Here is a 22091-nt window from a genome sequence, read left to right on the forward strand (position 1 = left end):
AGTTGAGATTTGCTCTTATAATCTCAATAACTTGTACTCAAAAAATAACGTACTGGATCAAGATGAAAACGATCGAAGTTGATGATGAACTCTATCGCTATATTGCCAGCCACACGCAGCACATTGGCGAGAGCGCATCCGACATTTTACGGCGCCTGCTGAAATTTTCTGCCGTTGCACAGCCTGTCTCTCCGGTCAATAAAGAGGTTAGTGCCCCCGCAGCGGTGGCCGAGAAAAAACCGGCTAATACGGCTAAAGATAACGTTCGTGCTATGCGCGAGCTGCTGCTGTCTGACGAATACGCAGAACAGCGTAAAGCAGTGAATCGTTTTATGCTGATATTATCTACACTCTATTCACTCAATAGCAGTGCGTTTGCAGAAGCGACCGAATCACTGCACGGACGGACCCGCGTTTATTTCGCATCTGACGAGCAGACTCTGCTACAAAGCGGTAATCAGACTAAACCGAAACAGGTCCCCGGCACGCCGTACTGGGTGATTACCAATACCAATACCGGCCGTAAATGCGGCATGATTGAACATATCATGCAATCAATGCAGTTCCCGGTGGAGCTGATTGAAAAGGTTTGCGGCACTATTTAATCCATGCACCAGAAGGACCAGGCAATGGCAGTTCACAATCGTGCGGGTCAGCCAGCACAACAAAGTGATTTGATTAACGTCGCTCAACTGACGTCACAGTACTACGTGCTGAAACCGACAGTGGGTAACCCGGAACACGCCGTGAAGTTTGGCACCTCCGGCCATCGTGGTAGCGCGGCGCGTCACAGTTTTAATGAACCGCATATTCTGGCTATCGCGCAGGCAATTGCTGAAGAACGCGCGAAAAACGGCATCACCGGACCATGCTACGTGGGTAAAGACACCCATGCGCTGTCAGAGCCTGCCTTTATTTCTGTGGTGGAAGTGCTTGCAGCCAATGGCGTGGACATGATTGTCCAGGAAAACAATGGCTTTACCCCAACGCCTGCGGTTTCAAATGCCATTCTGGTTCATAACAAAAAAGGCGGCGCGCAGGCGGACGGTATTGTTATTACGCCATCGCACAATCCGCCGGAAGATGGCGGGATCAAATACAATCCGCCGAACGGCGGTCCGGCAGACACCAACGTCACGAAAGTGGTTGAGGATCGTGCTAACGCGCTGCTGGCCGACGATCTTAAAGGCGTCAAGCGTCTGGCATTTGACGCAGCCATGGCCTCAGGTCACGTGAAAGAGCAGGATCTGGTGCAGCCTTTTGTTGAAGGGCTGGCGGAGATCGTTGATATTGCCGCGATTCAGAAAGCAGGTTTGACCCTGGGTGTTGATCCGCTGGGCGGTTCAGGGATCGAATACTGGAAACGTATTGCCGAACACTACAACCTGAATCTGACCATCGTTAACGATCATGTGGATCAGACCTTCCGCTTTATGCATCTGGATAAAGACGAAGTGATCCGTATGGACTGCTCTTCTGAGTCTGCGATGGCCGGTCTGCTGGCCCTGCGTGATAAATTTGACCTGGCATTTGCTAACGATCCGGATTACGACCGCCACGGCATTGTGACGCCAGCCGGTCTGATGAATCCAAACCACTATCTGGCCGTTGCAATCAACTACCTGTTCCAGCATCGTCCGCAGTGGGGCAAAGATGTTGCAGTAGGTAAAACGCTGGTGTCGTCTGCGATGATCGACCGCGTGGTAAACGATCTGGGCCGCAAGCTGGTTGAAGTGCCGGTGGGCTTTAAGTGGTTCGTTGATGGCCTTTATGACGGCAGCTTCGGCTTTGGTGGTGAAGAGAGTGCGGGGGCATCGTTCCTGCGTTTCGACGGTACGCCGTGGTCGACGGACAAAGACGGCATCATCATGTGCCTGTTGGCCGCGGAAATCACCGCGGTAACCGGAAAAAATCCGCAGCAGCATTATGACGAGCTGGCGGCGCGTTTTGGCGCACCGAGCTACAACCGTCTGGGCGCAAGCGCAACCTCCGCGCAGAAAGCGGCTCTGTCTAAACTGTCTCCGGAAATGGTCAGCGCTGATACCCTGGCAGGCGATCCCATCACCGCGCGTTTAACGACCGCACCGGGTAACGGCGCGTCAATTGGTGGCTTAAAAGTGATGACCGACAACGGCTGGTTTGCCGCCCGTCCGTCAGGCACTGAGGACGCATACAAAATCTATTGTGAAAGCTTCCTTGGCGAAGAACACCGGAAACGCATTGAAAAAGAAGCAGTAGAGATTGTCAGCGCAGTTCTGAAAAACGCCTGATTATACTGCTATTCTATAGCGCCTCCTGCGGGAGGCGTTTTGCGTTTTAACGGTCCGCGATGGCTAAAACATAAAGCGATAGCCAATCCCGGTTTCGGTTAATAAATGTGCTGGCCGGGCCGGATCAACTTCCAGTTTCTGGCGTAAATGCCCCATATAGATGCGCAAATAATGGCCGTGCTCAACGGCATTAGGTCCCCATACCTGGGTTAACAACTGGCGCTGAGTCAGCACTTTTCCGGCATTATTCAGCAGAATGGCCAACAGACGAAACTCAATCGGCGTTAAATGTACCTCAATACCGTCGCGCAAAATTTGTCGGGCAGCCAGATCGATCTCAACGGTAGCAAACGTAAAACGAGGGTCGGTAGCGTGCCCGCTGGCATGACGACGCATGGCGACACGCAAACGCGCCTGCAATTCGCCGATGCCAAAAGGCTTGCTAAGGTAATCATCGGCGCCGGCATCAAGCGCAATGATTTTATCCGTCTCGTCCGTTCGCGCTGAAAGAACGATAATCGGCATCTGGCTCCACAGACGCACCTGACGGATAAACTCAACTCCATCGCCGTCCGGCAGACCAAGATCCAGAATAGCCAGATCCGGTTTACGGCTGGCCGCCTCCAGCAGTCCGCGCTGGAGCGTATCGGCTTCGTAAACTTTCAGTCCGTCAGCGTCCAGCGCCGTGCGTAACAGACGACGAATAGCCTGTTCATCTTCAACGATCAAAATGGTAGTCACGGTATTTCGCTAAGCTCTTCTAGTGTGGGCGGCGTCTCTTGTATCAGCGTAACACGAAAACAGGCTCCGCCGTGCTCCCGGTTGCAGGCGTGCAGCGTGCCGCCGTGAACGCTCACGATGGCCTGACAAATCGCCAGCCCCAGACCGACCCCCGGTATGGACGACTCTTTCATGCCGCGGGCAAATTTGTCGAAAATAGACAGTTCCTGTCCTGCGGGTATACCCGGACCGTTATCCCACACTTCCAGTATCAGATGATTTTCCTGTCTCCAGGCGCTAAGCCCAATTTGCGCCTGTCGCCCGGCATATTTAAGGGCATTCTCCAGCAAATTAATCAGTACCCGCTCAAACAGCGGGCCATCAACGTGGATCAGCATTAACGGTTCACCGAGCGCCAGCGTAATCGGGCGGCTGCCGGGTTCAAGGCTTTGCAGAGCGCTGCCCACCACCTCTTCCAGGGTCAGCCACTCTTTTTTGAGATTAAAACCGCCTGACTGAATACGTGCCATATCCAGCAGATTATTGACCAGCCGGGTCGTATTCAGGACATGCTGGCGAATTTCGCTGGCCTGTGGTGCATGTCTGGAACCTTCGCTGGCCAGATCGAGCGTCAGGATCTCCGCCTGGCCAAACAGCACGGTCAACGGAGTACGTAAATCGTGAGACAGGGCGGCAAGCAACGCATTACGCACGCTTTCACGCTCGCTGGCCAGCCGCGCCTGCTGTTCACTGACGGTTAATGCCAGACGCTCCAGCGCGCTGGCGATAAGCAACGTGAAGGTCTCCAGCAGACGTTGCTGCTCGGGGATCATCAGCTGGCGCAGACTGTCGGGAGCGACGACGATAAGCCCGTGCGTTCGGCTGGCGCTTTTTAACGGCAGGATTTGATAGGGCACGCCGGGCAAGGTGTCAGTACCCGCGCCGGCCGGCTGGCCGCGATCAAAACTCCAGCGGGCAATCGCTTCATCCCACGGCATCATGCCCGGCTGTTGATGAAGCGGCACCAGACGCGCGCTGGCATCGGGGAGCAGGATCTGGCTGCGGGCCTGAAAAGTAGACTGAATAAACTGCTCGCCGGTGGCGGCAATATCCTCAGCGCTACGGCTGATCGCAAGCTGCCGGGACATTTCATACAAATGGCGAGTGCGCTGTTCCCGGTAGCGGGCCACCCGGGCCTGATAGCGCATTCCGGCCGTCAGATTACCGATCACCAGGCCGACAATCAGCATCACGATAAACGTCAGGATGTACTGTACGTCGGAGACGGCGAGGGTTCCGTGCGGGGCGATAAAAAACAGATCGAAGCTGATAACATTGACGACGGTGGCCAGTACCGACGGCCAGCGCCCGTAACGCAGCGCTACCAGCACTACCGCCAGCAGGTAAATCATCACCAGGTTGGTGGGATCAAAGGCCGTCAGCCACTGCATTGCCGTCAGGGTGATCCCGGTGCACAGCGCGAGCGCCACAACACAGCCTTTTAACGGTACGCGCCAGCGGTCCAGCGCGGAACGGGCATCACTGGCGCGCGGTACCGGTACCGGCTGGTCGTCCAGCGCCACAATCACTATATCCAGATCCGGGGCGTGCCGGGATAAACGTTCGGCAAAGGAGCTGCTCTGCCATACGCGACGATGCGTCTGGCGTCCAACCACGATTTTGCCGAGATTGTGCTCGCGCGCATAGCGCAGGACCGCTTTTTCTTCTGACGGGTCGGCAAGGGTTGCCGTTTGTGCACCCAACTCCTGCGCCAGTCGCAGCGTAGTAAGGATGGCCTGGCGCTGCGCCCGGCTGAGCCGATGCAGCCGTGGGGTTTCAACGTAGATAGCATGCCAGACGCTGCCCAGTTTGGCTGCCAGACGTGCGGCGGTACGCACGCTTTTTTCGCTACCGTTATGATGACCAATGCAGAGCAGAATGGCGTCGCGGGTATGCCACACGCGCTCCTGGCCCTGATCCTCCCGCCAGGCCCGCATTTGTGAATCCACACGGTCGGCCGTGCGGCGCAGCGCCAGCTCGCGCAGGGCATACAGATTGCCCTTGCGAAAGAAATTCTCAATCGCCCGCTCGGCCTGCCCGGCGAAATAGACTTTTCCCTCGTGCAGGCGCTGGCGCAGATCGTTTGGCGGCAGATCGACCAGCACCACATCGTCTGCGGCATCAAACACCGGATCGGGCACCGTTTCACGTACCTGAATCCCGGTGACGCCGCTGACCACATCATTGAGGCTTTCCAGATGCTGCACATTAAGGGTGGTAAAAACATCTACCCCCGCCTCAAGTAGCTCCCCGACATCCTGCCAGCGGCGGGGATGACGCGAGCCTGGCGCATTGCTGTGCGCCAGTTCATCCATCAGGATCAAGGCCGGACGTCGCGCCAGCGCCGCATCCAAATCAAACTCCGGCACCTTGCGCCCGCGATGGTTAAACGTTCGTGGTGCCAGCTGCGTGAGTCCTTCCAGCATCGCCGCTGTTTCCCTGCGGCCATGGGTTTCGACGACGCCCGCCAGAACATCCAGCCCCTGAGCGTGTAGCCGCTGCGCCTCGGCCAGCATTGCCCAGGTTTTGCCGACGCCCGCGCAGGCACCGAAGAAAATTTTTAACTTGCCGCGGTGCGCTTTGGCAGTTTGCTCGAGCAGGCGATCGGGATCGGGACGCTGCGGCTCGTCGGTCATCTGTTTTCCTTAATGGCATCAAGCGACATATTTAGCTCAACAATATTTACCACAGGCTGGCCGAGAAAGCTGAACAACGGTTTTTGGGTGGCGCGTGCAATCAGCGGTTCGATTTGCGCGGGCGAGAGTTTACGCGCCTTCGCTACCCTCGGCAGCTGCCAGTAAATGGCCTGCGGGGTTAATTGACTGTCCAGACCGCTGGCGGACGCGGTCAGCAGCTCTGTGGGTATGCGGATCGGTGCATCCGGATTCTGCGCACGCAGGCTCGCGGCTCGTTCGGTAATAGCGCTATCCTGCGCCGGATTACTGACGGCCAGATTGCTGCCGCCGGAGGCCAGCGGATTATAGGGCTTCTCTGCCGTTGTAGAGGGACGGCCCTGAAAATAATCGGCACGGGTAAAGTGCTGACCCAGCAATAAGGAGCCGCGCAGGTCGTGCTGGTCGTGGATCAACGAACCGTTGGCCCGATCGCTAAACCACCACTGTCCGAGTACCGTGGTCAACAGCGGATACAGACCGCCGGTCAGCAGCATTAATACGATCATTAAAGAGAATGCAGGACGTAACAGATTCATCATTACCTCACGCCAGACCCAGCAGGGTCAGCAGCAAATCGATAAGCTTAATGCCGATAAACGGCACAATCAGACCGCCCAGACCATAAAGGCCCAAATTGCGGCGCAGCAGGGCGGAGGCAGAGAGCGGTTTATAGCTCACGCCGCGCAGCGCCAGGGGGATCAGAAAGACAATAATTAACGCATTAAAAATCACCGCGCTCAGAATGGCGGAGGCGGGGGAGTGCAACTGCATAATATTCAGCACGCCTATCTGTGGCCAGGTGGCGACAAAGGCCGCAGGAATAATGGCAAAATATTTCGCGACGTCGTTGGCGAGGCTAAACGTCGTCAGCGAGCCGCGGGTCATCAGCATCTGTTTCCCGATATGGACCACTTCAATGAGCTTGGTGGGATTGGAATCGAGATCGACCATATTTCCCGCTTCTTTTGCCGCCTGCGTACCGGAATTCATTGCCACCGCCACATCAGCCTGCGCCAGCGCCGGGGCATCATTGGTGCCATCACCGGTCATGGCGACCAGTCGACCCTCTGCCTGATACTGGCGGATCAGGGCCAGTTTGGCTTCCGGCGTTGCCTCGGCCAGAAAATCATCCACCCCGGCTTCAGCGGCAATAGCCGCCGCCGTCAGACTATTATCGCCGGTGATCATCACCGTCTTGATCCCCATCTGCCGCAGACGGGCAAAACGCTCCTTAATACCGCCTTTCACCACATCTTTAAGTACGATAGTACCCAGCACGTGCGCGCCTTCAGCAACAACCAGCGGAGTCGAACCCTGACGGGCGACATCCTCAACGTGACGCTCAACAGCAGCAGGGAACTGGCCGCCGTTGCTCTGCACGTGGCGGCGAATGGCGTCAACGGCCCCTTTACGAATGGTGCGATTGTCGACGTCAATGCCGCTCATGCGCGTCTGGGCGGTGAAAGGAATAAACGTCGCCTGTAGCGACTGAATATCCCGCTCGCGAACATTAAATTGCTGTTTTGCCAGCACCACGATACTGCGACCTTCAGGTGTTTCATCGGCAAGCGAAGCCAGCTGGGCGGCATCGGCCAGCGTTTTTTCGGCTACGTCAGGCGCGGGAATAAATGCCGATGCCTGACGGTTGCCGAGGGTAATGGTGCCGGTTTTATCCAGCAGCAGCACATCCACGTCACCCGCGGCCTCGACAGCCCGTCCGCTGGTGGCAATCACATTAGCCTCCAGCATCCGGCTCATTCCGGCGATGCCGATAGCCGACAGCAGGCCGCCAATAGTGGTCGGGATCAGGCACACCAGCAGGGCAATCAGGGCCGTAACGCTAACAGGCTGACCGGCCCAGGCCGAGAAGGGCCACAGTGTGGCAGTGGCCAGCAGAAAAACGATGGTCAGCGCTACCAGCAAAATGGTCAGGGCTATCTCATTCGGGGTTTTACGCCGCTGCGCGCCTTCCACCATGGCGATCATCCGATCGAGGAAGGTTTCGCCCGGATCGACCCGGCACTCAATGATTAACCAGTCGGACAGAATACGCGTCCCGCCGGTAACAGAGGCAAAGTCGCCGCCGGATTCACGGATAACCGGTGCCGACTCACCGGTTATGGCGCTCTCGTCCACCGATGCGCCGCCTTCGATCACCTCACCATCGCAGGGAATAATATCGCCTGCATTCACTCTTACCACATCGCCTTTGCGTAAGTCGGCAGCCGGAACCTGCCTGGCTGGACTGTCATACGACCGTCCATTCAGCTTGCAGGCAAATGCCGTTTTCTGCACGCCCTTCAGACTGTTGGCCTGCGCTTTACTGCGCCCTTCAGCCATGGCTTCGGCGACGTTGGCAAACAGTACCGTAAACCACAGCCACAGACTCACGGCGGCAGTAAAGCGCCAGTCGCCCGATAAGTAACCTGTCAGCATGGCAATGGCCAGACCGCTGGTCAAAACACTGCCTGTCCAGACAATAAACATCACCGGATTGCGCAGTTGAACCTCAGGACGTAATTTTTTTAACGACTCTGTGGCGGCTTGCCGCATCAGGGCAGGTTCAAACAGCGCCTGTTTTTTGCGATTCATGATCGTGTGCTCCAGGGCTTAACGTAACGAAAGGAATTCGGCTACCGGTCCTGCAACCAGCGCGGGAATAAAGGTCAGGGCACCCACCAGCAAAATGGTCCCTGTCAGCAGGCCGACAAATAACGGCCCGGTAGTGGTGAGCGTTCCGGCGCTGGCGGGCTGAATTTTTTTGCTCACCAGCGAACCCGCAATGGCCATCACCGGAATAATCACGCCGAAGCGGCCTGCCCACATGCAAAACGCCAGCAGGCAGTTCCAGAACGGCGTATTGGCGCTCAGTCCGGCAAAGGCGCTGCCGTTGTTGTTGGCCGCAGAGGAGACGGCATACAGCACTTCGCTAAACCCGTGTGCGCCGGGATTTAACATGCCGCTTCGCCCGGCTTCGGTCATCATGGCCAGCGCCGTCCCGCCCAAGACCAGCATTGGGGTAACGAGGATCGCGAGGGCGGTCATTTTCATTTCGCGCACGTCGATTTTTTTACCCAGATATTCCGGCGTGCGCCCGGTCATCAGCCCGGCGATAAATACCGCCAGCAGGACGAACAGCAACATGCCGTATAAACCCGAGCCAACGCCGCCAAAAACCACCTCGCCGATTTGCATTAACCACAGGGGGATCATGCCGCCGAGCGCGGTGAACGAATCATGCATGGCATTGACCGCACCGCACGAGGCGGCCGTCGTCACCACGGCGAACAGGCTGCTGGCAAGAATACCGAAGCGGCTCTCTTTTCCTTCCATGTTAAGACTGCTGTCAGCGCCCAGCGGCACAAGGTGCGGATTGCCCTGCGTCTCAGCCCACATCACCACTGCGGCACTGATAATGAAAATCAGCGTCATGGCCCACAGCAGCGTATGACCCTGACGACGATCGCCTGTCGCCTCACCGAAGGCAAAGCACAGCGCGGCGGGTACCATAAAAATGGCCAGCATCTGCACGAAATTGGTCAGCGCCGTCGGGTTTTCAAACGGATGGGAAGAGTTAGCATTAAAGAAACCGCCGCCGTTAGTCCCCAGCATTTTGATCGCTTCCTGGGAGGCGACAGGTCCCCCTGGCAACCCCTGTGCCACACCTTCGAGCGAGGTGAACGTCTGGTACGGCAGCAGGTTTTGCGGCGTGCCCTGCTGTATAAAAAACAGCGCCAGCAAAAGCGACAGCGGTAGCAGCACCCACAGCGTAATTCGGGTGAGATCGACCCATGCGTTACCCAGGGTTTCCCGGCTGCGGCGGGCAAAGGCGCGGGTCAGGGCAAAAATGACCGCAATGCCGCTGGCGGCAGACAGAAAATTTTGTACCGTCAATCCAGCCATCTGACTGAAATAGCTGAGGGTGCTTTCACCGCTGTAAGACTGCCAGTTGGTGTTAGCGACAAAGCTGACGGCGGTATTCAATGCCAGATGCCAGGACAGACCGGGGAAGTGCTGCGGATTCAGGGGCAGCGATCCCTGCAACATCAGGATCAGAAAGAGCAACACCAGACCCAGCAGGTTAAACAGCAAAATGGCCAGCAGGTAATGCCGCCAGTTCATTTCATCAGGCGTAATGCCCAGCCCTTTCCAGATTATTTTTTCCATGCCCGCGGTACCCGGCAGCGTTTCATTGGCAATCAGGCGCGCCAGTAGAAAGCCCAGCGGACGCGCCATAATCATCAGTAATGCCAGAAAGCTGGCAATCAGTAAAAATCCTTGCGCGGCCATCAGAATGCCTCCGCGTTAAGCAGGGCATAAATAAGCCACGCTAATAGTAAGATCACCAGCACTACGCCTGCGATTACGCCTGCACTCACTTTTCACCTCCACAGCGATTAACCAGTGGCAGGGAAGTTAGGCTCTTCTGCGCAAAAATTTTGCAAAAATCCGCTCCGGGAGCGTAAAAAAAGTATAAAAATAGCAATAGCCATTATTTAACTAATGGTTAGTATTATTTTAACTTTTATGTAACTTAGTTACGCGATAAATGTAAATGCTGCTTAAACAGGCAAAAAAAAGTGGTCGGATGAGTAGTAAAATTACACAAAAGGCGGTAATATTTTAATCAGAGAACGATTTCCGGTTAACGCTACCGGCCAACTAAAGGGGGAAAACTCTATGACTATGTATAAAGATTACTCAACGAGCACCGTGTTATTTCGTCGTATTTTCGCCCTGGTGGCGGGCATTATCGCGTTACCGGTCATGCTGTTCTGGAAAGATCGTGCGCGATTCTACAGCTATTTACATCGTATCTGGTCGAAAACCAGCGATAAACCGGTATGGATGGCACAGGCTGAAAAAGCGGCCTGTGACTTTTACTAAGCAAAGCTACACACAGCAATAATTAATTTCCATCCTGTTCTGGCCCGTCTTTATCAGACGGGCCTTTTTTTTGCCTGAGGCTGACTACACTTATTCCTGAGAGCAATCAGGAGCCGCTATGAGTGACAAAATTCCTGTAGGCGTAAGCGCCTGCATTTTAGGGGAGCAGGTTCGCTTTGACGGCGGACACAAACGGCTGACATTTGCCGTCAATGAACTGGCTGAATGGGTCCGCTTCGAACCCGTCTGTCCGGAAATGGGGATTGGTTTACCGGTCCCCCGTCCGGCGCTGCGGCTGGTAAAAAGCAGCGAGGGCGGCGTCAGCCTGCGCTTTAGTGATAAGCGTGAAGGTGATCTAACGGAAAAAATGGAAGCCTGGAGCCATCAGCGCATCCGCCACTTCGATAAATTGTGCGGCTATATTGTCTGCGCCAAATCACCGAGTTGCGGCATGGAGCGCGTGCGTATTTATGATGAAGAGGGCAACGGCAACCGGAAAGCGGAACGCGGAATTTATACCCGGGTGCTAATGGAGACGTTTCCGTGGTTACCGGTCGAAGAGGATGGCCGGCTTCACGATCCACTGCTGCGGGAAAACTTCGTCGAACGTATTTATGCCCTGCACGAACTGAATAGCCTGCGGGAAGCCGGGCTGACGCGTGGAGAACTGATCGCCTATCACAGCCGTTATAAGCTGTTATTGCTGGCGCATTCGCAGCCCAAATATCGTGAACTGGGACGCTTTGTGGCGGCAATTAATGAATGGGAATCCCTTGACGCCTACTTTATTGAGTATCGCCAGCGGCTAATGGATTTGATGTCGATGCCCACTTCCCGTCGTAACCACACCAATGTGCTGATGCACGTGCAGGGCTACTTCCGCAAGCAGCTTAACTCGCGCCAGCGTCAGGAGCTGGCCGCGCTGATCCAGCGCTATCGTCAGGGACTTCAGCCTTTACTGGCCCCGGTGACGCTGATCAAACATTATATGGCTGAATATCCGGATGCCTATCTGGCGGGACAACGCTATTTTGATCCCTGGCCTGAAGAATTACGCTTACGTTATGGACATTAATTTATGACCACCCATTTGGTCTGGTTTCGGGCTGATTTACGTCTTCATGACAACTTCGCCCTGGCAGCAGCCTGTCGGGATCGGCAGGCCAACGTACTGGCACTCTTTATTGCTACACCTGAACAGTGGAAAGCACACCACATGTCGCCGCGGCAGGCGGCACTGCTGGTATCGCAACTGAATGCGCTGCAACAGGCGCTGGCAGAAAAAGGTATTCCGCTTATTGTCAAAGAAGTGGCTGATTTTGCGGCCAGCATCGAGGCAGTAAAGCAGATATGCGAGCAGGAGCAGGTTAGCGATCTTTTTTATAACTATCAGTATGAACTGAATGAACGACAGCGCGATGCGCAACTGGAAAAGGCGCTGGATAAGGTAGTGTGTCAGGGTTTTGACGATAGCGTCATGCTGGCACCGGGCAGCGTGATGACCGGTAATCATCAGATGTATAAAGTTTTTACGCCCTTCAAAAATGCCTACCTGCGACGGTTGATGGATGGCCTGCCGGAGTGTGTCGCTGCGCCGTCGGTGCGTGAAAGCGGGGCGCTTACCGCATCGCTTAATGATATCAACATCAACTATCCGCAGACGCCGTTTGATCCTGCGCTTTTTGCTAAAGATGAAACGGCAGCCATCGCCAGGCTGCGGGAGTTTTGTCGCGAAGGCGCGGGAGAGTATCAACAGCGGCGCGACTACCCGGCGATTGATGGTACCAGCCGCCTGTCGGCCTGCCTGACGCTGGGCGTACTGTCCCCGCGTCAGTGCCTGCATCGATTGCTGGCTGAGCAGCCGGACGCGCTGTCCGGTGGCGCGGGGGCGGTATGGCTGAATGAGCTTATCTGGCGTGAGTTTTATCGCCATCTCATGACTTACAATCCCTCGCTATGTCGCTATCGTCCGTTCATTCGCTGGACAGATAATGTGCAGTGGCAGTACGACGAGGCGCAATTTAGCGCGTGGCAGCAGGGTAAAACCGGCTATCCGATTGTCGATGCTGCCATGCGGCAAATGAACGCCACTGGCTGGATGCACAACCGACTGCGGATGATCGCTGCCAGCTTTCTGGTCAAAGATTTGCTCATCGACTGGCGCAGCGGCGAGCGCTATTTTATGTCGCAATTAATTGACGGCGATCTGGCGGCGAATAATGGCGGCTGGCAGTGGGCAGCATCCACCGGCACCGATGCGGCGCCCTATTTTCGTATCTTTAATCCCACGACGCAGGGCGAGAAATTTGATGCTGACGGAGAATTCATTCGTGAGTGGGTGCCGGAATTAAAGGACGTGCCGGGGAAGGCAGTGCATTCACCATGGGAATGGGCGGAGAAGAATGGCGCTAAGCTCGATTATCCTCGTCCGATAGTCGATCATAAGCAGGCCAGGAAAACCACTCTGGCCGCCTATGAAGCTGCCCGCAAACAGTAACAGAACCGGCCGGGCTGGCATAACGCCGCCCGGCTGCAGGAGTGAATCAATAATAATCGTCGAAAGAAGCTATATCTAGTTCAACCGGTTTTTTCCCGCCGTTTTCTCTGTCGTCAACGATCTGGAAAAATTTCCCGTTACTGTAAAAATAGAGCGCCTGCGAACTGGCAAATAAAAAGGCATCCGGCGAGGCCATATTCGGGAAGCGGCTGACAGCAAATTGCTGCAGGATCACGATGTCATTCCCGACAACGCCAGGAATACTGCCGTCCCAGTTACCATATTTAAAAAATTTCTCCGCATCATCATTGAATGTGCAGCGGGAAAGACCGTGACCGGGACACTTTACCGGTTTCAGCACGCGGAAATGACGCAAATCGACATCTGGCATCGCCTGACCATTAATAAAATATTTTTCACCGTCGGTCACGACAGAATAGAGTGCCCACTTTTCGTCATTGCCAAAGGGAAATATGACCGAAGAGGTTGCCGGATTAGCACCTTCTAGCCGCCAGTTATGGTAATAAACGGTTTTGTTGTCACGACCATAGTTCGTCAACTGCTTTTTTTGCCATTCCACCATATCTGCCTCTGTGCTTTTCAGCGGCTGAAACGACGACGTATAAGGCGCTACCGCATAAAAACTGCGCTCGCTGACCGCGTTTATTTGCCGCGGTCTGGCCGTAAAACAGTCCCATGAAAGATTATAAATCAGGCCGACAGTGTCACCGGTATCGGTGATACAGGGAGTATGGTTATAATCGTATTGTTCCATCCAGTAAATCGTCTTGTCTGCGATAACGTACTGGTGGAAAAGCGGCGTGGTAGTAGTAGTACATTTCCCATGGGAGGTTTTGCTGGTATCAGGCTTTCCGGCTTTATCTATTTTGCCATAAATCATCTCTGAGCAAATATCGCGAACGGGCCTGTCCTGACTGTCGATATGTACCGGCGCGCGGGTATCAACATAATAGTGATAAGCGGTAATCACGATGAGAATCAATACTACCAGCGCGATGCCCGCGCGTATCCTTTTACCTGTTGTCATCCTGCCCGCCTTTATGCCATAAAATCAACATGCACTATGCATAAAAAAGAATGAGCGGTAAAGAATTGTGGTGCGGCGATCTGACCATTACGACGTCAGGGAACGGTTCAATCCCGCAGGGCTGTCTGCGTGTCAGTATCTGCATTACTGCCAGCTGCTATAAATATTTTAAGTTTATATGGTTATAAAAGTCATTAGTGCGTATTTGCAGCCGGTTATCAATAGTGACTTTTTCATGTACATTGCCACTATAGTAACTTGTATAAACATTGCAGAAATCAATCGGCAATAAGCTGTCGGACTTTTCATCATAAAGCATATTAGCAGTGTTAAGGTCTGCATGTATTATACCTGACTCATTCAGTTTGCATATTAATTCGAGATAAAGACTTTCAAGATGGTCAGGAATATCAGCAGGTATTATTTCGTTAATCGGTATTCCGGGGATGCGGAGCATTCGCACGTAAACCTCACCGCCGTGCTGTACTACGATTGAGGCATCCTCGCCATAAAAGGTATTAAACAGATCTGACTCCTGTCTTGCCATGTCCAGTACTTCAGCATAATCATTACCGATCAGATCATATTTTTTATATAACAGAGACGGGTCGCTGGCATCTTCAAAAACCTCGGCGGTCGAGCCTTCGCCAATTTTCAGGCCGAGAGAGGGGACCTCTATTTCAGGAGGGGGGGTCTGCTTCTCTTCATAGGGTGGCAATGTGCGAATACTGGCGCGGGTTATTTTAATCATGTTTTCCACTGAATATCATTAAATGTTATACAAAGTTAAACACGAAAAAATAGTATATTCTATTCGACAAATTTTTATATTAATGCCCTGGTCGCCAATTTTACAGACGCGTGGCGGCTGAAGCGTGTTCAGCCGCCACGTGATACTCAGGCTTGCTGAAGCCGACGGCGAGCTCTGAATTTCATCGTCTGATACAGCCAGATAACCAGTACTGCACCCACGCAGGCCAGCGATCCCCAGGTGATTTGGCTAAACACATCAATATAGGCATTAATCGAATAGTTAATCGCCCCGGAAGCATCGAATGCGCTCTGCGAAGTCTGGTCAGCAATAACGCCCGCCAGATAGTTAGCAATGGCACCGGAGAGCAACATATAAATACCGGTTAATACGCCCGTCACGCCCGGAATTTCAATGCGGGTAATCTGCGACATGGCGACCGGATCAATAAACAGTTCGGCGAAACCCATCACCGCAAGGCCCGCGATCATTAATGGCATGGAGGAGTGACCGTAGTGAGCAGACCAGCGCGCGCTGAGGGTCAAAATGCAGAAACCGGCACTCATCAGCGCGAGGCCAATAGCAAATTTTCCCCAGATGCGTACTGAGCGATTACCGCTCACACCCTCTTTCACCAGCCATGCCAGGACCACGCCGCACAGCATTACCGCAAAGGCATTCACCGACTGGAACATCGCCGTTGGGACGTCATAGCCGAAAATGTCGCGGTTGACGAAACGATCGATATACAGACTGATCGAGCTTCCCCCCTGCTGAGCAAATGCCCAGAACAGCAAACTGAACAGCGTCAGGGTGACAATTAGCCCCAGCTCTTTGCGCTGCTTTTGTGTTTGCGCCTGGCGATAAATGTTCGCCAGCACGGCAAGACCTATCACCGTTGCGACAATCAGGGCATAAACTGACCACTCTTTCCAGAACAGAACGGTAATCACCAGCGGGGCGACGACCAGCAGTACAATCAGCCAGCTCCAGTTCGGTAGAACAAAAGTCCTGGCGCGCAGGGCCGCATGATTGATCCCGACGGTATGGGTAAAATGACGGTTGCCGCACAGGAAGATGACCAGTCCGGCCAGCATACCAATAGCGGCTAGCGCAAACCCCATTGCCCAGCTGTACTCTTGCTGCACATAACCGCAAGCGATAGGGGCGATAATTGAACCCACGTTACCGGCGGCGTAGAGCAGAGAAAACCCACCGTCGCGGCGGGGATCTTGCGGCTCGTACAGTTCGCCCAGCAGGCAGCTGATATTGGATTTAAACAGCCCGTAGCCGCAGACGATAATCGCCAGAGAGAGGTAGAGGAATGTTGGAGCTATCTCACTGGCGCCCAGCACAAGGTGGCCAATCGCCATCAGACAGGCGCCAATCATGACCGCCATGCGGTTTCCCAGCAATTTATCCGCCAGAAAGCCACCAAGGATTGGCGTTACATAGACCAAAGAGCAGTAAGCGCTGAACAGTTCATAAGCATGGTTGTCGTCGTACTTGAGCTGATTAGTGAGATACAGGATTAGCAGGGCGCGCATGCCATAAAAACTGAAGTATTCCCAAATTTGCAGCGCGACAACGTAATAGATTGCGCGCGGCTGTGAAGATTTTTTATTCATGATATTCCCGGTCTAAAACGTACGCAGAGCATGAAATGATGCGTAACTGCTATGTTGATGCAGATCTAATAATTTATGCAATATGCTATTTGGTTGCATAAATATACATGACAGAGGCCGGAAAGTGCTAAGCAATTTGAGTCTTTATGCATGATGAGCGGCAAGAATCGCGCAGGCATACGCGCACGCGATAATTGGCGGTCGACGTGTACGCGTCGGGAAGCTATGTTAATGATGAGAATGAGATACCAGGTAACTTAAATAATGATGAAAAACACTGAACTTGAACAACTGATTAACGAAAAACTCAACAGCGTAACCTTTAGCGATTATGGCCCGAACGGGTTGCAGGTTGAAGGTAAAGAGACGGTGAAGAAGATTATTACCGGCGTGACGGCGAGTCAGGCGCTGCTGGATGAAGCCGTGCGGCAGCAGGCCGATGCAGTGATCGTCCACCATGGCTATTTCTGGAAAAATGAAGCCCCGATTATCCGCGGTATGAAACGTAATCGATTAAAAACGCTGCTGGAAAACGATATTAACCTTTATGGCTGGCATTTGCCGCTTGATGCTCATCCGGAGCTTGGCAATAACGTGCAGCTGGCGGCGCTACTCGGCATTACGGTACAGGGTGAAATAGAACCGCTGCTGCCATGGGGCGAGCTGTCGATGCCGGTGCCGGGCCTGGAGCTGGCCTCATGGATTGAAGCACGTCTGGGGCGCAAACCGCTGTGGTGTGGCGATACCGGGCCTGACACGGTGAAACGCGTGGCCTGGTGTACCGGGGGCGGGCAGGGATTCATTGATAGCGCAGCGCGTTTTGGCGTTGATGCGTTTATCACCGGCGAAGTGTCTGAGCAGACGATTCACTCCGCCCGCGAGCAGGGCCTCCATTTTTACGCAGCGGGGCATCATGCCACCGAACGCGGAGGCATCCGCGCACTCAGCGAATGGCTGACAGAAAATACCGAACTGGATGTCACCTTTATCGATATCCCTAATCCGGCTTAAAGAGAGGAAAGAAAGTGCAGCGAGCGCGTTGTTACCTGTCAGGAGAAACTGCCGTGGTGCTGGAGCTGGAGCCTCCCGTCACCCTGGCAAGCCAGAAACGGATTTGGCGTTTAACGCAACGAGTTGTCGATATGCCAAATGTAGTGGAAGCAATCCCCGGAATGAACAATATTACCGTGGTATTGCGTGAACCTCAGTCGCTGGCGCTGGATGCCATTGAGCGACTCCAGCGCTGGTGGGAAGAGAGCGAGGCGCTGGAGCCGGATTCACGGGCCATTGATATTCCGGTGGTCTATGGCGGCGCACACGGACCGGATCTGGACGATGTCGCTCGTCACAGTGGACTGACGCCACAGCAGGTTGTTGAGCTTCATGCCTCGGTCGATTATGTGGTGTGGTTTCTCGGTTTTCAGCCGGGCTTTCCTTATCTTGGTGGCCTGCCAGAGCCGTTGATTACGCCGCGCCGTGCCGAACCACGCCTGATGGTTCCGGCAGGATCGGTCGGCATTGGTGGCGCGCAAACCGGGATTTATCCGCTGGCAACCCCGGGAGGCTGGCAGCTTATCGGCTGCACGACGCTGAAATTATTCGATCCTGCCAAAAATGAGCCAGTGCTGCTGCGCCCCGGTGATACCGTGCGCTTTATTCCGCAAAAGGAGGGAATATGCTGACGATTATTCGTGCCGGAATGATGACTACCGTTCAGGATGGCGGCCGGGTCGGCCAGCGCCAGTCGGGGATCAGCCAGTGCGGTGCGCTGGATCTGCCGTCATTGCGCATTGCCAATCTGCTGGTGGGTAACGATAAGCATGCGGCGGCACTGGAGATTGTGCTTGGCCAGTTTACCGTTGAGTTTGCGCAGGACAGCTGGTTTGCCCTTACCGGCGCAGGCTGTGATGCCATGCTTGACCAGACGCCGGTCTGGACCGGCTGGCGACAGCAGGCCCGTGCCGGACAACGGCTGACGCTAAAAACGCCTCATCATGGCGTGCGCAGCTACCTGGCGATAGCCGGAGGGATTGATGTGCCGCAGGTGATGGGTGCGTACAGTACCGATCTTAAACTGGGTATCGGGGGGTTAGAAGGGCGACTGTTACAGGATGGCGACAGGCTGGGCGTTCATCCGCCAGCGCGTGATTTCAGCGGACCTCACGGGGTTAAACAGCTTTTGTGGGGCAACCGTCTGCGCGCGCTGCCGGGGCCAGAATACAATGAATTTGAGCCAGCGTCGCAGGCCGCTTTCTGGCGCCTGCCGTGGCGACTTAGCCCGCAGAGCGATCGCATGGGCTACCGGTTACAGGGGCAGAGTCTTAAACGGACGACCGAACGGGAATTATTATCCCACGGCTTGCTGCCTGGCATCGTTCAGGTTCCGCATAACGGGCAGCCCATCGTGCTGATGAACGATGCGCAAACCACCGGTGGCTATCCGCGCATCGCCAGCGTGATTGAGGCCGATATGTATCATCTGGCGCAAATTCCGCTGGGGCAGCCGATTCATTTTGTTCCCTGCACGCTTGAGGAGGCGCTCAAAGCCCGCAGCGATCAGCATCGTTATATTGAACAGCTGGAATGGCGGCTGAACGATGAGCGATAGTATGGCTTGTGATGCAGATTATCGGATCGATCTGAACGCCGATGTGGGTGAGGGCTGCGCCAGCGATGCCGCGCTGTTCAGCCTGATTTCCTCGGCCAATATTGCCTGCGGCTTTCATGCGGGAGATGCCCGCACAATGCAGCTTTGCGTGCGTGAAGCCTGTAAAAAAGGGGTTGCCATCGGCGCACATCCGGGATTTGCCGATCGACAGAATTTCGGTCGCACTGCCATGCATCTGCCGCCGGAAACGGTATACGCCGAAATGCTGTATCAGATTGGCGCGCTTTCCACGATTGCCCGCGCTGAAGGCGGCGTGTTGCACCACGTTAAACCGCACGGGATGCTCTATAATCAGGCTGCACGCGATCCGCTGCTGGCAGATGCCATTGCCCGCGCGGTTCATGCCTGCGGTCCGCACTTAATTTTGCTGGGGCTGGCGGGCAGCGAGCTTATTCGCGCCGGGCAGCGCTATGGTCTGGCAACCCGGCAGGAAGTCTTTGCCGACCGGGGATATTTGCGCGACGGAACGCTCGTTCCCCGCCAGCAGCCGGGGGCAATGATTGATGATGACGCGCAGGCGGTGGCGCAAACTCTTGAGATGATCCAGCGCGGACGGGTGATGAGCATTGACGGTGAATGGGTGCCGGTAACGGCGCAGACGGTATGTTTGCACGGCGACGGTGACCACGCGCTGACCTTTGCCCGTCAATTACGTGCCGCGTTTGACCAACAGGGAATTCGCGTCAGCGCAGCGCCACCGGGCAAAGCGGGTACATGACTAAAAATATCGCACCCCTCTTTATAAGCCACCCTATTCAGGAGACATTATGCCAGAAGGACCGGAAATTCGCCGTGCCGCAGACCGGCTGGAAAAAGCGGTCAAAGGCAAACCCCTGACCGATGCGTGGTTCGCCTTCCCACACTTACAGCCGTTTGCCGCTGGCCTGACAGGAGAGCGCGTCGAGACTATCGAAACGCGCGGGAAAGCGCTGTTAACACATTTTTCCAACGGCCTTACGCTCTATAGTCACAATCAGCTTTACGGCGTCTGGCGCGTGGTCAATGCCGATGAGCACCCGGAATCTACCCGCATTCTGCGGGTCAGGCTGCAAACCGAAGATAAAGCTATTCTGCTTTATAGCGCCTCTGATATCGACATTCTGACGGCGGAACAACTGGCGCAGCATCCCTTTTTACTGCGCGTTGGCCCGGACGTACTGGATATGACGCTGACGCCAGACATGGTCAAAGAACGCCTGCTTTCAACGCGTTTTCGCCGTCGGCAGTTTTCCGGGCTGCTGCTGGATCAGGCTTTTCTGGCGGGACTGGGCAACTATCTGCGGGTCGAAATTCTCTGGCACTGCGCCCTTGCTCCCACGCATAAAGCAGCAGAACTCACCGATGCCCAGCTGGATGCCTTTGCCGATGCGCTGCTGGCGATACCGCGTCTGTCCTATAACACACGTGGCAGGGTCAGTGAAAAAAAGCATCACGGCGCGTTATTCAAATTCAATGTGTTTCATCGGGCGGGAAAAAAATGCGCACGCTGCGGGGGAATTATTGAGAAGACAACGCTGTCATCCAGGCCGTTTTACTGGTGTCCCGGCTGCCAGCATTAAAAATTCCCTCTTCCGTTCAGGAAGAGGGATCATCACTTAACGTTTTTCGACGTCAGAGGTAAAGTCGCGCTGATCGTAGCCGGTGTACAGCTGACGCGGACGGGCGATTTTGATACCGTCGTCGTGCATTTCGTTCCAGTGAGCAATCCAGCCCACGGTACGGGCCATTGCAAAGATCACCGTAAACATTGAAGACGGGATACCCATGGCTTTAAGGATGATGCCGGAGTAGAAGTCGACGTTCGGATAAAGCTTACGCTCGATAAAGTACGGGTCGTTCAGGGCAATATTTTCCAGCTCCATCGCCACCTGCAGCAGATCGTCTTTCGTGCCCAGCTCTTTCAGCACTTCATGGCACGTCTCACGCATGACCGTTGCGCGCGGGTCATGATTTTTATACACGCGGTGGCCGAAGCCCATCAAACGGAAGGAGTCGTTTTTATCTTTCGCGCGGTTGAGGAATTCCGGAATATGTTCAACAGAGCTGATTTCTTCCAGCATCTTCAGGGCCGCTTCGTTCGCGCCGCCGTGTGCCGGTCCCCACAGGGAGGCGATACCCGCTGCAATACAGGCAAACGGATTCGCGCCGCTGGAGCCTGCGGTACGCACGGTAGACGTCGACGCGTTCTGCTCGTGATCGGCGTGCAGGATCAGAATGCGATCCATGGCGCGCTCCAGTACCGGGTTAACCTCATAAGGTTCGCATGGCGTAGAGAACATCATGTGCAGGAAGTTGCCGGCATAAGAGAGGTTATTGCGCGGATAAACAAACGGCTGGCCGAGCGAATATTTGTAGCACATCGCCGCAACGGTCGGCATTTTTGACAGCAGACGGAACGCGGCAATTTCACGGTGACGCGAATTATTAACGTCCAGGGAGTCATGATAAAACGCCGCCAGCGCACCGGTCACGCCGCACAGAACGGCCATCGGATGAGAGTCGCGACGAAAACCGTGGAACAGGCGCGTGATCTGCTCGTGGATCATGGTATGGCGGGTAACGGTGGTCTGAAACTCTTCATACTGTGCCTGAGTCGGTTTTTCACCGTACAGCAGGATATAACAGACTTCCAGATAGTTCGATCCGGTTGCCAGTTGATCAATAGGGAAACCACGGTGGAGCAGAATACCTTCGTCACCGTCAATATAGGTGATTTTTGATTCACAGGATGCGGTGGAAGTAAAACCAGGATCGAAGGTAAACACACCTTCCGATCCCAGAGTGCGGATATCGATGACATCCTGACCCAACGTGCCTTTTAACACGTTCAGTTCAACAGCAGCATCACCGTTTAAAGTGAGAGTTGCTTTCTTATCAGCCATTTACG

The 22091-nt window shown here is 54.6% G+C and carries 20 protein-coding genes; 10 read left to right on the forward strand and 10 right to left on the reverse strand.

All coding sequences use genetic code 11. The annotated features are described in order from the left end of the window. Nucleotides 1–62: 62 nt before the first annotated feature. Together seqA and pgm are read left to right on the forward strand one after the other, a co-directional pair. A complete protein-coding gene (seqA, locus tag AC791_RS08560) occupies nucleotides 63–605 on the forward strand; it encodes a replication initiation negative regulator SeqA (protein ID WP_049840041.1) in 543 nt (180 codons plus the stop codon). 24 nt (nucleotides 606–629) lie between these two features. After that, the gene (gene pgm, locus AC791_RS08565; protein WP_049840042.1) at nucleotides 630–2270 is read left to right on the forward strand and encodes a phosphoglucomutase (alpha-D-glucose-1,6-bisphosphate-dependent); all 1641 of its coding nucleotides are present in this window, start codon (nucleotides 630–632) and stop codon (nucleotides 2268–2270) included. Nucleotides 2271–2333: 63 nt separating this feature from the next. Here pgm and kdpE read toward each other — a convergent pair whose 3' ends face one another. From kdpE to AC791_RS20270, 6 genes are read right to left on the reverse strand one after another with little or no spacing between them, the layout of a single operon-like run. Next, nucleotides 2334–3011, reverse strand: a complete 678-nt coding sequence (kdpE, locus tag AC791_RS08570) for a two-component system response regulator KdpE (protein WP_049840043.1) — start codon at nucleotides 3009–3011, stop codon at nucleotides 2334–2336. Further along, nucleotides 3008–5686, reverse strand: a complete 2679-nt coding sequence (kdpD, locus tag AC791_RS08575) for a two-component system sensor histidine kinase KdpD (RefSeq protein ID WP_049840044.1) — start codon at nucleotides 5684–5686, stop codon at nucleotides 3008–3010. Before kdpD ends, kdpE begins: the two co-directional genes overlap by 4 nt. After that, nucleotides 5683–6261, reverse strand: a complete 579-nt coding sequence (gene kdpC / locus AC791_RS08580) for a potassium-transporting ATPase subunit KdpC (protein ID WP_049841573.1) — start codon at nucleotides 6259–6261, stop codon at nucleotides 5683–5685. Before kdpC ends, kdpD begins: the two co-directional genes overlap by 4 nt. Nucleotides 6262–6268: 7 nt before the next feature. Further along, nucleotides 6269–8317, reverse strand: coding sequence for a potassium-transporting ATPase subunit KdpB (kdpB, locus tag AC791_RS08585; protein ID WP_049840045.1), 2049 nt, complete (start codon nucleotides 8315–8317; stop codon nucleotides 6269–6271). 18 nt (nucleotides 8318–8335) lie between these two features. Then, nucleotides 8336–10015, reverse strand: a complete 1680-nt coding sequence (gene kdpA, locus AC791_RS08590; RefSeq protein ID WP_049840046.1) for a potassium-transporting ATPase subunit KdpA — start codon at nucleotides 10013–10015, stop codon at nucleotides 8336–8338. After that, nucleotides 10015–10104 carry a potassium-transporting ATPase subunit F gene (locus tag AC791_RS20270; protein ID WP_077625395.1) on the reverse strand — a complete coding sequence of 30 codons (90 nt, stop codon included), beginning with the start codon at nucleotides 10102–10104 and terminating at the stop codon, nucleotides 10015–10017. The genes kdpA and AC791_RS20270 overlap by 1 nt, the downstream gene beginning before the upstream one ends. A gap of 301 nt (nucleotides 10105–10405) precedes the next feature. On the opposite strand from AC791_RS20270, the gene AC791_RS08600 reads away from it, so the two are divergent. The 3 genes from AC791_RS08600 (at nucleotide 10406) to phrB (ending at nucleotide 13109) form a co-directional block, all read left to right on the forward strand. Next, the gene (locus AC791_RS08600) at nucleotides 10406–10612 is read left to right on the forward strand and encodes a YbfA family protein (RefSeq protein WP_049840047.1); all 207 of its coding nucleotides are present in this window, start codon (nucleotides 10406–10408) and stop codon (nucleotides 10610–10612) included. A gap of 118 nt (nucleotides 10613–10730) precedes the next feature. After that, entirely contained in the window at nucleotides 10731–11687 is a 957-nt protein-coding gene (locus AC791_RS08605; RefSeq protein ID WP_049840048.1) for a YbgA family protein, read from the forward strand. Between the two features lie 3 nt (nucleotides 11688–11690). Continuing rightward, entirely contained in the window at nucleotides 11691–13109 is a 1419-nt protein-coding gene (gene phrB / locus AC791_RS08610) for a deoxyribodipyrimidine photo-lyase (RefSeq protein ID WP_049840049.1), read from the forward strand. A 46-nt stretch (nucleotides 13110–13155) separates the two neighbouring features. On the opposite strand, the gene AC791_RS08615 is transcribed toward phrB, so the two are convergent. From AC791_RS08615 to dtpD, 3 genes are all read right to left on the reverse strand, one after another. Beyond that, complete coding sequence (locus AC791_RS08615) at nucleotides 13156–14157, reverse strand: hypothetical protein (protein ID WP_049840050.1); 1002 nt, start codon at nucleotides 14155–14157, stop codon at nucleotides 13156–13158. A 157-nt stretch (nucleotides 14158–14314) separates the two neighbouring features. Further along, nucleotides 14315–14908 carry a protein kinase gene (locus AC791_RS20765; protein WP_322842786.1) on the reverse strand — a complete coding sequence of 198 codons (594 nt, stop codon included), beginning with the start codon at nucleotides 14906–14908 and terminating at the stop codon, nucleotides 14315–14317. Between the two features lie 146 nt (nucleotides 14909–15054). Then, nucleotides 15055–16536, reverse strand: coding sequence for a dipeptide permease DtpD (gene dtpD, locus AC791_RS08625; protein ID WP_049840051.1), 1482 nt, complete (start codon nucleotides 16534–16536; stop codon nucleotides 15055–15057). 267 nt (nucleotides 16537–16803) lie between these two features. On the opposite strand from dtpD, the gene AC791_RS08630 reads away from it, so the two are divergent. Genes AC791_RS08630 through nei form a run of 5 tightly spaced genes read left to right on the forward strand, consistent with a single transcriptional unit; the run spans nucleotide 16804 to nucleotide 20763 of the window. Then, nucleotides 16804–17547 (forward strand): type 2 GTP cyclohydrolase I, encoded by a 744-nt coding sequence (locus AC791_RS08630; RefSeq protein ID WP_049841575.1) that lies wholly within the window; start codon nucleotides 16804–16806, stop codon nucleotides 17545–17547. A 14-nt stretch (nucleotides 17548–17561) separates the two neighbouring features. After that, nucleotides 17562–18218, forward strand: a complete 657-nt coding sequence (gene pxpB, locus AC791_RS08635; protein WP_049840052.1) for a 5-oxoprolinase subunit PxpB — start codon at nucleotides 17562–17564, stop codon at nucleotides 18216–18218. Next, nucleotides 18212–19144 carry a 5-oxoprolinase subunit PxpC gene (pxpC, locus tag AC791_RS08640; protein WP_049840053.1) on the forward strand — a complete coding sequence of 311 codons (933 nt, stop codon included), beginning with the start codon at nucleotides 18212–18214 and terminating at the stop codon, nucleotides 19142–19144. The genes pxpB and pxpC overlap by 7 nt, the downstream gene beginning before the upstream one ends. Nucleotide 19145: 1 nt before the next feature. After that, nucleotides 19146–19922 carry a 5-oxoprolinase subunit PxpA gene (pxpA, locus tag AC791_RS08645; RefSeq protein WP_049841576.1) on the forward strand — a complete coding sequence of 259 codons (777 nt, stop codon included), beginning with the start codon at nucleotides 19146–19148 and terminating at the stop codon, nucleotides 19920–19922. Nucleotides 19923–19971: 49 nt separating this feature from the next. Continuing rightward, nucleotides 19972–20763 carry an endonuclease VIII gene (gene nei / locus AC791_RS08650; protein WP_049840054.1) on the forward strand — a complete coding sequence of 264 codons (792 nt, stop codon included), beginning with the start codon at nucleotides 19972–19974 and terminating at the stop codon, nucleotides 20761–20763. Between the two features lie 36 nt (nucleotides 20764–20799). Here the strand turns inward: nei and AC791_RS08655 are convergent, their stop codons facing one another. Continuing rightward, nucleotides 20800–22086 (reverse strand): citrate synthase, encoded by a 1287-nt coding sequence (locus tag AC791_RS08655; RefSeq protein WP_049840055.1) that lies wholly within the window; start codon nucleotides 22084–22086, stop codon nucleotides 20800–20802. Between the last annotated feature and the right edge of the window lie 5 nt (nucleotides 22087–22091).

This window comes from Klebsiella sp. RIT-PI-d (genome assembly GCF_001187865.1).
Taxonomy (GTDB): Bacteria; Pseudomonadota; Gammaproteobacteria; order Enterobacterales; family Enterobacteriaceae; genus Superficieibacter.